We start from the raw sequence: 12,721 nt of genomic DNA on the forward strand, positions 1-12,721 counted from the left end.
ATCCTCAGCGCGAACCGGGCGGCGTCTGCTGCTCGGGCGAGGGCGACGAGGTCGAGGACTGCTCCTCGGGCGACGGCGTCTGCGAGGCATCGGTCACCCCCGCCGCGCTGGTCACCGACGATTGCACCGCTTCGAGCACGCGCCGCTGCGCGCGGATGTCGCGCTGTGCCTGCTGGATGCTGATGCCGGCCTTGTCGAACGCCTTCTTGATGCGCTCGTTGAGATCGCACCTGGTCGCGAAATGGTCGGCGTTGCCGACGTGGCAGCGCACGCCCAGGCGCACCGCGATGTCGGCCAGCTCGTACACGACGACGTCGGGCGCCGGCGTCTCGTGGATGCGCTTGTCGGCCTGCATGATCCGCATGATCGCGGCGCGCGCCGCGTCGATGTCGTCCTCGTAGCCGATGCCGATGATCAGCTCGATGCGGCGCACCGTGTCCGGCGTAAGGTTCACGATCGGCGCGGTGGTGATGAGGTTGTTCGGCAGCACGATGGTCTGGTTGTCGGCGCCGCGCAGCTTCGTCTGGAAAATGCTCACCGCCTCGACCGTGCCGCTGCTGCCGCCGATCTGCACGACGTCGCCGACGCGGAACGGCTTGAGCGTCACCAGCATCACGCCCGAAGCCACGTTCGACAGCGAATCCTTCAGCGCCAGGCCGATCGCAAGACCCGCGGCGCCGAGGATCGCGATGAAGGAGGTCGGCGCGATGCCGAAGAAGCCCTGCAGGATCGCCAGCAGCAGCACGATCAGCAGCGCGATGTAGATCACGCGGCTGATGAACTGCAGCGACGTGGCTTCGACATGCGCGCGCGTGAGGCCGCGGCCGGCGGCGCGCACGATCCACTTGGCGATGTGGTGGCCGATGTAGAAGACGAGCAGGGCGCCGCCGACCTTGATGCCCACGTCGATCGCCCAGGCCCAGAACTGGTCGGCGGTCATCGCGCTGAGATGGACGGGCGGCGCGAGCCCGTTGGCGAGATCGGGCAGCGTGGGCTTCGGCGTGGATGCGGCGGTCAAGACTGCCTCCTTCGATGCATCGGCAGGGAACGGCGGGCGAGGTGCCCTCACAAAATACGACGCCCCGCATAAGCGGGGCGTCGATGCAGCGATGCGGGCCTCAACGGCACGCGATCACGCCACGGCCTTCGCCTTGGCCTTCGCCAGGCGCAGCCAGGTATCGACGACGGTGTCGGGATTGAGCGACACCGATTCGATACCCTGTTCCATCAGCCATTGCGCCAGGTCCGGATGATCGCTCGGGCCCTGGCCGCAGATGCCGACGTACTTGCCCTTCGCGCGCGCGGCCTTGATCGCCAGCGACAGCAGCTTCTTCACCGCCGGATCGCGCTCGTCGAACAGCTGCGCGACGATGCCCGAGTCGCGGTCCAGGCCCAGCGTGAGCTGCGTCAGGTCGTTCGAACCGATGGAGAAGCCGTCGAAGATCTCGAGGAACTCGTCTGCGAGCAGCGCGTTGGACGGCACCTCGCACATCATGATGATCTTCAGCCCGTCCTTGCCCTGTTCCAGGCCATTGGAACGCAGCACCTCGACCACCTTGCGACCTTCGTCCAGCGTGCGCACGAACGGGATCATCACCCAGCAGTTGGTCAGGCCCATCTGCTCGCGCACCTTCAGCACCGCGCGGCATTCCAGCGCGAAGGCCTCGGTGAAGCTCGGATCGACGTAACGGCTGGCGCCGCGGAAGCCGATCATCGGGTTCTCTTCATGCGGCTCGTAACGCGAGCCGCCGATGAGGTTGGCGTATTCGTTCGACTTGAAGTCCGACAGGCGCACGATCACCGGATACGGCGCGAACGACGCGGTGATCGTCGCGATGCCTTCGGCCAGGCGGTCCACGTAGAAGTCGACCGGGCTGGCGTAGCCGGCCATCTTCTCGTCGATCTTCTTCTTCGTCGCGGCATCCTGCTGGTCGTATTCCAGCAGCGCCTTGGGATGCACGCCGATGTGGCTGGCGATGATCATTTCCAGGCGCGCCAGGCCCACGCCCGCGTGCGGCAGCATCGCGAAGTCGAACGCGCGCTCGGGGTTGGCGACGTTCATCATCACCTTGAGCGGCGCCTCGGGCATCTTGTCGAGGTCGGCGACGTGGCGCTCGAAGGGCAGGGTGCCGGCGTAGATGAAACCGGTATCGCCTTCGGCGCAGCTGACGGTGACTTCCTGGCCGTCCTGGATCGTGTCCAGCGCGTTGCCCGTGCCGACGACCGCCGGCACGCCGAGTTCGCGCGCGATGATCGCCGCGTGGCAGGTGCGGCCGCCGCGGTTGGTGACGATCGCGGCGGAGCGCTTCATCACCGGCTCCCAGTCGGGATCGGTCATGTCGGCCACGAGCACGTCGCCCGGCTGGACGCGGTTCATGTCGGCCAGCGAGCGCACGACGCGCGCCACGCCGGTGCCGATCTTCTGGCCGATGGCGCGGCCTTCGCACACCACGTCGCCGCGCTGGGTGAGCTGGTAGCGCTCGATCTGCGTGGCGTGGCCGCGCGACTTCACCGTCTCCGGACGCGCCTGCACGATGAAGAGCTTGCCGCTCACGCCGTCCTTCGCCCATTCGATGTCCATCGGACGGCCGTAGTGCTTCTCGATCGTCAGCGCCTGGCGCGCGAGTTCGTGCACGTCCTCGTCGCTGATGGAGAACGTGTTGCGAAGATCCGCCGGCGTTTCCTCGGTGCGCACGCGCTCGCCGGGCGTGTCGGAATAGACCATGCGCAGCTGCTTGGCGCCCATGCCGCGGCGCAGGATCGCCTGCTTGCCCTGCAGCAGCGTCGGCTTGTAGACGTAGAACTCGTCCGGATTCACCGCGCCCTGCACGACCATCTCGCCCAGGCCGTAGCTGGAAGTGATGAAGACGACGTCACGGAAACCCGATTCGGTGTCGAGCGTGAACAGCACGCCGGAGGAACCGACGTTGGAGCGCACCATCAGCTGCACGCCGGCCGAGAGGAAAACGTCCTCGTGCTTGAAGCCGTGGTGCACGCGGTAGGCGATCGCGCGGTCGTTGTAGAGCGAGGCGAAGACTTCCTTGACCTTGTGCACGACGTCGTCTGCACCGGTCACGTTGAGGAAGGTTTCCTGCTGGCCGGCGAAGGACGCGTCCGGCAGGTCCTCGGCGGTGGCGGAGGAGCGCACGGCCACGGCGACGTCGCCACCGCCGTTCTCGTCGCACAGCTGGCGGTAGGCCTTGCGGATGTCCGCATCCAGATCAGGCTGCAGCGGCGCGTCGATCACCCAGCTGCGGATCTCGCCGCCGGCGGCGGTGAGCGCGTTGACGTCCTCGACATCCAGCGAAGCCAGCTTGTCGTAGATGCGCTGGTGCAGGTTGTTGTGCGCGATGAAGGCCTTGAAGGCCTCGGCCGTGGTGGCGTAGCCGCCGGGCACGGAGACGCCCAGGTTCGAGAGGTTGCCGATCATCTCGCCCAGCGAGGAGTTCTTGCCGCCGACGCGGGCCAGATCGGTGAGGCGCAGCGCGTGCAGCCAGAGGATGTTCTCGTTCAAGCGGGCGATCTCCAGGCGATCGAACAGGGAAGTCGGTGTGCGGCCGGCGCGCCCTCGGCGCGTGCCGCGCAACGATCCGGATATGATCGCCCGGGCGCCGGAGGCAGACAAGCTTGATTCATCGGCGTTTTTTGTATTGTGAACGCCCAGTTCAGGAGAAAACCGATGGCCGGCGTGCGTCCCGTCTTCTATGTATCCGATGGTACCGGTATCACGGCCGAGACCATCGGCCACAGCCTGTTGACCCAGTTCACCCAGACGCGCTTCGTCACCGACCGCATCCCGTTCGTGGACAGCGTGGGCCGCGCGCATGAAGTGGGCGAGAAGATCCGTGCCGCCGCCGAGTCCTACGGCGTGCGCCCGGTGGTGATCAATTCGTGCATGGACGCGGAGGTCAGCGCCGCGCTGGCCGAGAGCGGGGCGCTGATGCTGGACGTGTTCGCGCCCTTCATCGAGCCGCTGGAGCGCGAACTGGAGCAGACCCGCGAGCGCCGCATCGGCCAGGCGCACGGCATGGTCGATTTCGACACCTACCACCGCCGCATCAACGCGATGAACTTCGCCCTGACCCATGACGACGGGCAGAGCATCGATTACGACGATGCGGACCTGGTGCTGGTTGCGGTATCGCGCGCCGGCAAGACGCCGACCTGCGTGTACCTGGCGCTGCATTACGGCGTGCGTGCGGCCAACTACCCGCTGACCGAGGAAGACCTGGAGCACGACCGCCTGCCGCCGCGCCTGCGGCCGTACCGGAACAAGCTGTTCGGGCTCACCATCGATCCGGTGCGGCTGCAGCAGATCCGCCAGGAACGCCGGCCGAATTCGCGCTACGCCCAGCTGGAAACCTGTCGGCGGGAAGTGGCCGCCGCCGAGGCGATGTTCCGCGCCGAGCGCATTGCGACGCTGAGCACGACCAATACCTCGATCGAGGAAATCTCGAGCAAGGTCCTGACCACGCTGGGAATCCACCGCGAGATGTTCTGAACGGCGGGGCGCCGGAAAGCCCGGGAAAAACCGGGGCGGGGAATGCTTACCGTAGGCCGATGGCCGGCACGCGTCAACGCTGCCGCGCGGAGGTTGTGCCGTGTAGCATCGCCTCCATATCGGTGTCCATGCCCATGTCCCTTGCCACCCGTCGCGCACGCATTCCCCGGCTCAGCCGCTTCGGCTGGCTGATGGGGCTGTACGCCGAAAACCATGTCCGCTTCTCGCGCCTGTTCCCGTCCACGGCGCTGGCGGTCGGTACGTATCGATCCAGCGTCGGCGATGGACTGGACCTTCAGCTGGACGTGATCGAACGCCATCCGTACACGACCGAGCTGCGCCTGACCTACGCGATGCGCGACCCGGTCACCGGCGAGCAGGATCCGTCAGCCTACCTGCGGCTGTACCACGACGCGCGCCAGCTCGAAGTCACGAACTGTTACGTCGGTCGTCGCTGGCAGGACGTCATCGGCATGTACCCGCCGGCGGCGGAAGTGCTCGACCACCGCACGCGGATGAACACGTTCCTCGGAAAGTGGCTCGAGTATCTGGCGGAGCGGGGACATGGTGTGGCAACATTGCGCCCCGTTGACGCCGGCACCACCGCCGGCGACTTCGACGAAAAAAATCTGGCAGCGAACGCTTGACGACATCGCTGAACGCCCGCTAGAATTTTCGTCTTTCCAGCAGCAAGTGGGGCCATAGCTCAGCTGGGAGAGCGCCTGCATGGCATGCAGGAGGTCGCCGGTTCGATCCCGGCTGGCTCCACCATCTCTTCGGGGATGATGCTGAAAAACCAGTTTTGTCCCCATCGTCTAGAGGCCTAGGACATTACCCTTTCACGGTAGCGACCGGGGTTCGAATCCCCGTGGGGACGCCAAATGGTTGACGACGCAGGGCTCCGGAAACGGGGCCCTGCGGCGTTTTGTGCGTTTGGTTTTTTACTCGGGCTTGGTGATTGGTGATTGGATCGATGATCCGCGAATCCACTTCACCGTCATCCCGCGAAGGCCGGGATCCAGGCCCTCACCCTGCGGGCACTCCCTCACTCGCCGTCATCACCCCGTGGCGGCTTCGCAAGATCTTCCAGGATCGGACACTCCGGACGCTCATCGCCGTGGCATCGCAGCGCGAGGTCCTGCAGCGTCCGCTGCATCGCCTGCATTTCGGCGATCTTTTCCGCCAGTTCGTCCACGTGCGCCTGAGCCAGGCGCTTCACTTCCGCGCTGGCACGCGAGCGGTCGTCCCACAGGCCGAGCAGCGCCTGGATCTGTTTGATCGAAAACCCGAGCCCGCGCGCGCGGCGGATGAAGGCGAGTCGATGCAGGTCGGCTTCGTTGTAGAGGCGATAGCCGGCGAAGGTACGGCCGGCGGGCGGGATCAGGCCGATGCTTTCGTAGTGCCGGATCATCTTCGCGCTCACGCCGCTCAGTCGCGCGGCTTCGCCGATGTTGTGCAGGCCCTGGTCGCGTGCGTCGGCGAGTTCGGGTCGTGGCATGCGGGGCATGAGCGGCTCCTTGCGATTCAAACGTGCGTGGTTCATGACGAAGTGCGGTTCAAACGCGATGTGGGGCGCCAGCGACGCAGCAGTAGTGCATTGGTGACGACGCTGACCGACGAGAACGCCATCGCCGCGCCGGCGATCACCGGATCGAGCAGTCCGAACGCCGCCAGCGGCAGGCCGACGACGTTGTAGACGAAGGCCCAGAACAGGTTCTGGTGGATCTTGCGCGTGGTGCGGCGCGAGATTTCGATGGCATCGGCGACCAGCACGGGCTCGACGCGCATCAGCGTCACGCCGGCGGCATGCATGGCGACGTCGGCGCCGCTGCCCATGGCGATGCCGACATCCGCGGCGGCCAGTGCTGGCGCGTCGTTGATGCCGTCGCCGACCATCGCTACCGTGCCGTCGCGACGCAGTCGTACGATCGCGTCCGCCTTCTCTTCAGGCAACACGTTGGCGCGCACATCGTCGATGCCCAGCTGCGCGGCGATCGCGCGCGCCGCGCCTTCGTGGTCGCCCGACACCATCACCGTGCGCAGCCCCAGCGCATGCAGGCGTTCGATCGCGTCGCGCGCGCCGGGCCGCGGCATGTCGCGGAACGCGAGCAGCCCGTGCAGGCGAGGGCGTTCGCCGTGTTCGCCGACGGCGACCCACGACACCGTGTGACCGCTGGCGGCCAACGCTTCGGCGCGTGGCGACAGCAATGCGGTATCGACGTCCGCTTCGCGCATCATCCGTTCGCTGCCGATGAGCACCGCCAGCGTGCCGATGTCTCCGCGCACGCCTCGACCGGGCACCGCATGGATGCCGCGCGCCGAGACCGCCGGCGCGTCCTGCGCCGCCTGCAGCACCGCCGCGGCGAGCGGGTGTTCGCTGCCGCGCTGCACTGCCGCGGCCCGGGCCAGCAGCGATGCGGTGTCGCCATCGAGCGCGACCGCTTCGGTCAGCGTCGGCCGGCCCTGCGTCAGCGTGCCGGTCTTGTCGAAGGCGACGATGTCGATGCGCTGCGCGGTTTCCAGCGCCTGCGCGTCCTTGATCAGGATGCCGGCGCGCGCGGCGACGCCGGTGCCGGCCATGATCGCGGTCGGCGTTGCCAGGCCCAGCGCGCACGGGCAGGCGATGACGAGCACCGCGACGGCGTTGAGCAGCGCCTGGTTCCAGTCGCCGGTCGCAAGCCCCCAGCCGAGCAGCGTGACCAGCGCGATGCCGAGCACCACCGGCACGAACACCGCGCTGACGCGATCGACGATGCGCTGGATCGGCGCCTTCTGCGCCTGCGCGTCCTCGACCAGGCGGATGATGCGGGCCAGTGCGCTTTCCGCGCCGACGGCGGTGGTTTCCACCACGATGCGGCCTTCGCCGTTCACCGCGCCGCCGGTGACGCGTTCGCCTTCCGAACGCGCGACCGGCAGCGATTCGCCGGTCAGCATGGATTCGTCGACGTGCGTACGGCCTTCCAGGATGCGGCCGTCGGCGGGAATGCGTTCGCCCGGACGCACGACGAGTTCGTCGCCCACGCGCACCTGCGCCAGCGGGACGTCGGTTTCGATGCCGTCGCGACGCACGCGCGCGGTCGCCGGACGCAGCGCCTGCAACGAGCGGATCGCGGCGGTGGTCTGGCGACGCGCGCGCGTTTCCAGGCGCTTGCCGAGCAGGACCAGCGCGATCACCACGGCGGATGCCTCGAAATACAGCGGCGCGTGATGTCCGCCTTCGAGCAGATGCCACACGCTGAGCCCGTAACCGGCGCTGGTGCCGAGCGCGACCAGCAGGTCCATGTTGCCGCTGCGCGCCTTCAGCGCATGCCAGCCGGCACGATAGAAACGCGCGCCGAGCCAGAACTGCACCGGCGTCGCCAGCGCGAACTGCACCCAGCCCGGCAGCATCGCGTGCACGCCGAACGGCATCGCCAGCATCGGCAGGACCAGCGGCAGCGACAGCGCGAGGGCGAGCCAGAGATGGCGGCGTTCGCGTGCATCGCTTTCGTCGGTCGCGTCGTCGTGCGGTTCGCCCGGGGCGTCGGCGGACTCCGCGTCCGGAGCACTCGCGCGATAGCCGGCCTTTTCGACGGCGTCGACCAGCGCTTCGATCGACACCGACGGCAGCACGCGCACGTGCGCGCGTTCGGTGGCGAGGTTGACGTTCGCTTCGATCACGCCCGGCACGACCCGCAGGGCCTTTTCGATGCGGCCGACACAGGAGGCGCAGGTCATGCCGCCGACGCGCAGTTCGAACGTGCGCTCCGGGACCGAGTAGCCGCTGCGTTCGACGGCCCGGGTGAGGATGGGCGCCGCGACGCTGCCGTCGGTGGCGACATCGGCGGTCTCGGTGGCGAGGTTCACGGTCGCGCGCAGCACGCCCGGCACGGCGCCGAGGGCGCGTTCGATGCGGCCCGCGCACGAGGCGCAGGTCATGCCGGCGATCGGCAGGCGCAGGGCGGTGGTGGTGGTGGCGGTATTCATGCGTGCTCCATCGGGTGCGAGCTCCATGGGAGCCGGGATGGACGCAGCCTGAGCCTTCCCACGATGGGAAGGTCAACGCACCGCCGACCGCCGCCGCCGTGGAAACGGGGCAGGACCGGCCGGCGGTGCGTCGCGACGCGCATGTCAGAACCAGAGCCGCAGGCCAGCGACGACGCGGGTGTCCTCGACGTGCTCGCCTTCGTCGCGACGATGGTCGGCGGTGCCTCCGTACGCGCGTTCCCACACCAGCCCGACGTAGGGCGCGAACCGGCGGGTGAACTCGTAGCGCAGGCGGAGGCCGGCCTCGGCCGTGGACAGGCCCGAGCCCGTGCCGCGCACCGGATCGTCCTTGCCGAATGCTTCCAGCTCCACGCGCGGCTGCAGGATCAGCCGGTTGGTCAGCAGCACCTCGTACTCGGCCTCGACGGTTGCCGCGGTCGCGCCGCCTTCGCCGAGATACGCGGTCGCGCTCACTTCGAACTTGTACGGCGCCAGCCCCTGCACGCCGAAAGCGGCCCAGTCGCGCGACGGGCCGGGCTTGAAGTCGTGCTTCAGTCCCGCGACCACGTCCCACCACGGTGTGACGCTGCGCCCGTAAAGCACTTCCAGGTCGGCCGATTCGGTGCGTCCGCGTTCGCGTTCGCCCTCGCTGCGCAGCCACAGGCGATTGATGTCGGAGCCGACCCACGCCTGCGCTTCCCAGGCTTCGCCGCGACCGTCGTCGAGGTCCACCGCCTCCAGACGATCGAACAACACGAAGGTGTTGATCTCCGGCGCGTGGTGCATGCCGTGCGCGATCGGCGGGAACGCGGCGGCGCGATCCGCGTCGGTGACGGGCGGGATCGGTTCCACCGGTTCATCGCGCCCGCCGTGTCCCATCGCGGCGTGATCGACGTGCTGCTGGTGCGCGTCGTGGTCCATCGCGGCGTGATCGTGCGACGTCGACGGTTCCGGCTGCTGCGGCGGCGCGTGGTGATGCGAATGGTCCTGCGCCCAGGCCGGCGCCAGCGCGAGCGACAACGCGCAGGCCAACACGCCACGTGACGCGTTCATGCGTATCGCCTTCATGCGCGCTCCTCCACGCGCACTTCGCGCATCATCCCGGCTTCCATGTGGTAGAGCAGGTGACAGTGGTACGCCCAGCGACCCAGCGCATCGGCGCGCACGCGGTAGCTGCGCTTCGTTCCGGGCGGCATGTCGACGGTGTGCTTGCGCAGGTGGAACTCGCCGGCCTCGTTCTCGACGTCGCTCCACATGCCGTGAAGGTGGATCGGGTGCGTCATCATCGTGTCGTTGACCAGCACGATGCGCATGCGCTCGCCGTAGTTGAGCCGCAGCGGTTCGGCGTCCATGAACTTGAGACCGTTGAACGACCAGGCGAACTTCTCCATGTGCCCGGTGAGGTGCAGTTCGATCATGCGCGAAGGCTCGCGGCCGTCCGGATCATCGAACAGGCTGCGCATCGCGCCGTAGGTGAGCACCGTGCGGCCGTTGTCGCGCAGGCCGATGCCTGGGTCGTCGAGCTTCGGCGCCGGCGACATCGTCTGCATGTCGATCAGCGGATTGCCATTCTCGCTCGCCGGGTGCGATTGCATGCCGCCGCCGTGATCCATGCCGGCCATGTCGTGACCCATCGCCATGTTGGCGCCGCAGCCGCCTTCCATGCCCTTCATGCCCATGTTCGCGCCGCAACCGCCTTCCGTGCCTTTCGCGCCGTGGTTCATGCCGGCGTGGTCCATGCCGCCGTGACCCATGTCGTCCATCGTCAGGATCGGTCGCGGGTCCTGCGCCGGCAGCGGCGCTTCGATCCCGTGGCGCACGGCCAGCGTGCCGCGTGCGTAGCCGGTGCGGCCCATGTCCTGGGCGAAGATCGCGTACGCGTCCTGGCCCGACGGCTCGACGATCACATCGAAGGTTTCCGCCACCGCGATGCGGAATTCGTCCACCGTCACCGGATGGATGTACTGCCCGTCAGCGGCGACCACGGTCATCTTCAGGCCCGGAATGCGCACGTCGAAGTACGTCATCGCCGAGCCGTTGATGAAGCGCAGCAGCACCTTCTCGCCGCTGCGGAACAGGCCGGTCCAGTTGCCCGACGGCGCGGTGCCGTTGAGCAGGTAGGTGTAGGTGTTCGCGTTGATGTCCGACAGGTCGGTCGGCGTCATGCGCATGCGCCCCCACTGGCCGCGGTCGCGCAGCGTCGCCGACAGCCCGTCGCGCGAGACGTCGTCGAAGAAGTCGCCGACCGTGCGCTTATGGAAGTTGTCGTAGCCGGCCATCTTCTTCATGCGCCGGAACAGCGCCGCCGGTTCCAGGTCGGTCCAGTCCGACAGCAGCACCACGTGCTCGCGATCGAACGCGTACGGCGCCGGCTCGCGCGGGTCGATCACGATCGCGCCGTACAGGCCGGCCTGTTCCTGGAACAGCGAATGGCTGTGGTACCAGTACGTGCCCGACTGGCGGATGTCGAAGCGGTAGGTGAACGTCTCGCCGGGATGGATGCCGTCGAAGCTCAGGCCCGGCACGCCGTCCATGCCCGCGGGCAGCAGGATGCCGTGCCAGTGCACCGAACTCTGCACCGGCAGGCGGTTGGCCACGCGCAGGGTAACGGTGTCGCCTTCGCGCCAGCGCAGGATCGGCGCCGGCAGCGAGCCGTTGACCGTCACCGCCGGACGCGTGCGGCCGGTGAAATTGACCGGGGAGGCGTCGATCGCCAGGTCGAACTGCGTGCCGGCCAGCACGGCGGGTGAGTTGGCGCCGGCGACGGACGCCGCGCCTGGCAGATGCCACAGGCCCGCGCCCGTGGCGACGCCGCCGGCCGCCAGGCCGGTGACGAAACGTCGTCGCGACGGCGAGGCCGCGCGACGGCTGGATACATCGGATGTCATGGACTGCTCCGTGCAGATGATCGGAATGCGTGCGCGGGCCGTCCTGCGGCCGTGGCGCTCGCGTCGGGATCGGCGCGCGGGAACGCGCGCCCGGAGTCAGGCGATGGGTGGCCGCAACAGGTTCGGCAACGGTGGCGCGCGGCGATCCGCAACGCCAGGTTGCGCGATCTCGCCACCGGGCGGCGGGCCGGCGGGCAGGGCGACGACCGCCATCGCGGCGGTCGCATGCTGGAGGCAATCGCACACGCACTGCGAGGACTGGCAGCAATCCGGCGCGGCGGAACCGGCCTGGCCGGTGTCGCAGTCGGCGTGCGAATGCTGCGTAACGCCCGTGTTGTCCGGGGTTTCGGCGTCGTGGCAGGGCGACGCGGCCTCGGCTTCGTGCATGGCCATCGCCATCGCGAGATGCGCGACGTGCATGTCCGTGGCCGCCACGGCGTAGCCCGTCCCGTTCAGGACGAGCAGCACGCAAAGCAGCAGGCGGACGGCGAGGCGACGCATGGAAACAGTCTAGCCTGAATGGTCGTCGCGGACGTCACGAAGCCTGAACGGGCGGGTATATACTCCCGCCGAATGCGAGGGCCGGCGCCGGCCACCATTCCGAACGGGCTGCTTCGAGGCGCCTTCCGCGAGTGAGCCGCGTTGCAAGTGAAGCTGAGGAGCCCGCTTGGTTTTCCATATCGTTCTCGCCGATGACCACCCGATCGTCTCCAGCGGCGTGCGTGCGCTGCTGGAGCAGAGTCCGGGTTTTCGCGTCGTCGCCGAGGCGACCTCGCCGGACGAGCTGATCCGCGTGCTCGACGGCACCGCCTGCGATCTGGTCGTCACCGACTTCAACATGCCCGGCGAACACGCCGCCGACGGGCTGAGCCTGCTGCAGCTGCTCGGCCGCCGCTGGCCGGACCTCAACATCGTCGTGCTCACCCAGCTCGCCAACCCGGGCGTGCTCAACAACATCGCGCGGCTGTCGAACGTGCGCGGCGTGGTGAGCAAGTCGGATGCGATGAAGGAACTGCCCACCGCGGTGACCGCCGCGACTGCCGGCCGCAGCTACCAGAGTTCCGCGGTGCGCAAGCAGATCGAATCGGCGCAGGGCGAGAGCCCGGATTCGACCACGGCGCTGTCCAAGCGCGAAGCCGAAGTCATGCGCCTGTTCGCGCTGGGGCATACCGTGTCGGAGATCGCCCGCCAGCTCAACCGCAGCGTCAAGACGGTGAGCAGCCAGAAGGTCGAGGCGATGCGCAAGCTCGGGGTGAAAAGCGACCTGGAGTTCTACGCCTACGCGCGCGAGCACGGGCTGGGATCTTGAGGCTGAGGAACGAGTAGGAAGGAACGAGTCGGGAGAGACGTGCTTTCTCCAGGTTCT

General features: G+C 68.1%; 10 protein-coding genes and 2 tRNA genes. 5 read left to right on the top strand and 7 right to left on the bottom strand.

Annotated elements, in window-relative coordinates:
• Window positions 1–4 precede the first annotated feature (4 nt).
• Window positions 5–1,018 carry a mechanosensitive ion channel family protein gene (locus tag AC3ANK_RS08080; protein ID WP_484172669.1) on the bottom strand — a complete coding sequence of 338 codons (1,014 nt, stop codon included), beginning with the start codon at window positions 1,016–1,018 and terminating at the stop codon, window positions 5–7.
• Between the two features lie 114 nt (window positions 1,019–1,132).
• Window positions 1,133–3,514 (bottom strand): phosphoenolpyruvate synthase, encoded by a 2,382-nt coding sequence (ppsA, locus tag AC3ANK_RS08085; RefSeq protein WP_484172670.1) that lies wholly within the window; start codon window positions 3,512–3,514, stop codon window positions 1,133–1,135.
• A gap of 165 nt (window positions 3,515–3,679) precedes the next feature.
• Here ppsA and ppsR point away from each other — a divergent pair, with 165 nt between their 5' ends.
• The 4 genes from ppsR (at window position 3,680) to AC3ANK_RS08105 (ending at window position 5,381) form a co-directional block, all read left to right on the top strand.
• A complete protein-coding gene (gene ppsR, locus AC3ANK_RS08090) occupies window positions 3,680–4,501 on the top strand; it encodes a posphoenolpyruvate synthetase regulatory kinase/phosphorylase PpsR (RefSeq protein WP_206858749.1) in 822 nt (273 codons plus the stop codon).
• A 134-nt stretch (window positions 4,502–4,635) separates the two neighbouring features.
• Window positions 4,636–5,148, top strand: coding sequence for a DUF1249 domain-containing protein (locus tag AC3ANK_RS08095; RefSeq protein WP_425492442.1), 513 nt, complete (start codon window positions 4,636–4,638; stop codon window positions 5,146–5,148).
• A 48-nt stretch (window positions 5,149–5,196) separates the two neighbouring features.
• Window positions 5,197–5,272 (top strand) — tRNA-Ala (locus AC3ANK_RS08100).
• 33 nt (window positions 5,273–5,305) lie between these two features.
• Window positions 5,306–5,381 (top strand) — tRNA-Glu (locus AC3ANK_RS08105).
• A 165-nt stretch (window positions 5,382–5,546) separates the two neighbouring features.
• On the opposite strand, the gene cueR is transcribed toward AC3ANK_RS08105, so the two are convergent.
• The 5 genes from cueR to AC3ANK_RS08130 form a co-directional block, all read right to left on the bottom strand.
• Window positions 5,547–6,008, bottom strand: a complete 462-nt coding sequence (gene cueR, locus AC3ANK_RS08110; protein ID WP_484172671.1) for a Cu(I)-responsive transcriptional regulator — start codon at window positions 6,006–6,008, stop codon at window positions 5,547–5,549.
• 32 nt (window positions 6,009–6,040) lie between these two features.
• Window positions 6,041–8,467 (bottom strand): heavy metal translocating P-type ATPase, encoded by a 2,427-nt coding sequence (locus tag AC3ANK_RS08115; RefSeq protein WP_484172672.1) that lies wholly within the window; start codon window positions 8,465–8,467, stop codon window positions 6,041–6,043.
• A 144-nt stretch (window positions 8,468–8,611) separates the two neighbouring features.
• On the bottom strand, window positions 8,612–9,520 hold the full coding sequence (locus tag AC3ANK_RS08120) for a copper resistance protein B (RefSeq protein WP_484172673.1): 909 nt from the start codon (window positions 9,518–9,520) through the stop codon (window positions 8,612–8,614).
• Window positions 9,521–9,531: 11 nt separating this feature from the next.
• A complete protein-coding gene (locus AC3ANK_RS08125; RefSeq protein WP_484172674.1) occupies window positions 9,532–11,355 on the bottom strand; it encodes a copper resistance system multicopper oxidase in 1,824 nt (607 codons plus the stop codon).
• Between the two features lie 96 nt (window positions 11,356–11,451).
• Window positions 11,452–11,856 (bottom strand): CopL family metal-binding regulatory protein, encoded by a 405-nt coding sequence (locus tag AC3ANK_RS08130; protein ID WP_206858709.1) that lies wholly within the window; start codon window positions 11,854–11,856, stop codon window positions 11,452–11,454.
• 166 nt (window positions 11,857–12,022) lie between these two features.
• Between AC3ANK_RS08130 and AC3ANK_RS08135 the strand changes: the two genes are divergently transcribed.
• Window positions 12,023–12,664 (top strand): response regulator, encoded by a 642-nt coding sequence (locus tag AC3ANK_RS08135; RefSeq protein WP_206858707.1) that lies wholly within the window; start codon window positions 12,023–12,025, stop codon window positions 12,662–12,664.
• Window positions 12,665–12,721 lie beyond the last annotated feature (57 nt).

Source organism: Lysobacter sp. SCRH-1R (assembly GCF_057747855.1).

Excerpts from the sequence above, each read along its gene's own strand:
- ppsR (WP_206858749.1), top strand. The coding sequence starts at position 3,680 with ATGGCCGGCGTGCGTCCCGTCTTCTATGTATCCGATGGTACCGGTATC.
- AC3ANK_RS08095 (WP_425492442.1), top strand. The coding sequence starts at position 4,636 with ATGTCCCTTGCCACCCGTCGCGCACGCATTCCCCGGCTCAGCCGCTTC.
- cueR (WP_484172671.1), bottom strand. The coding sequence starts at position 6,008 with ATGCCCCGCATGCCACGACCCGAACTCGCCGACGCACGCGACCAGGGC.
- AC3ANK_RS08115 (WP_484172672.1), bottom strand. The coding sequence starts at position 8,467 with ATGAATACCGCCACCACCACCACCGCCCTGCGCCTGCCGATCGCCGGC.
- AC3ANK_RS08120 (WP_484172673.1), bottom strand. The coding sequence starts at position 9,520 with ATGAACGCGTCACGTGGCGTGTTGGCCTGCGCGTTGTCGCTCGCGCTG.
- AC3ANK_RS08125 (WP_484172674.1), bottom strand. The coding sequence starts at position 11,355 with ATGACATCCGATGTATCCAGCCGTCGCGCGGCCTCGCCGTCGCGACGA.
- AC3ANK_RS08130 (WP_206858709.1), bottom strand. The coding sequence starts at position 11,856 with ATGCGTCGCCTCGCCGTCCGCCTGCTGCTTTGCGTGCTGCTCGTCCTG.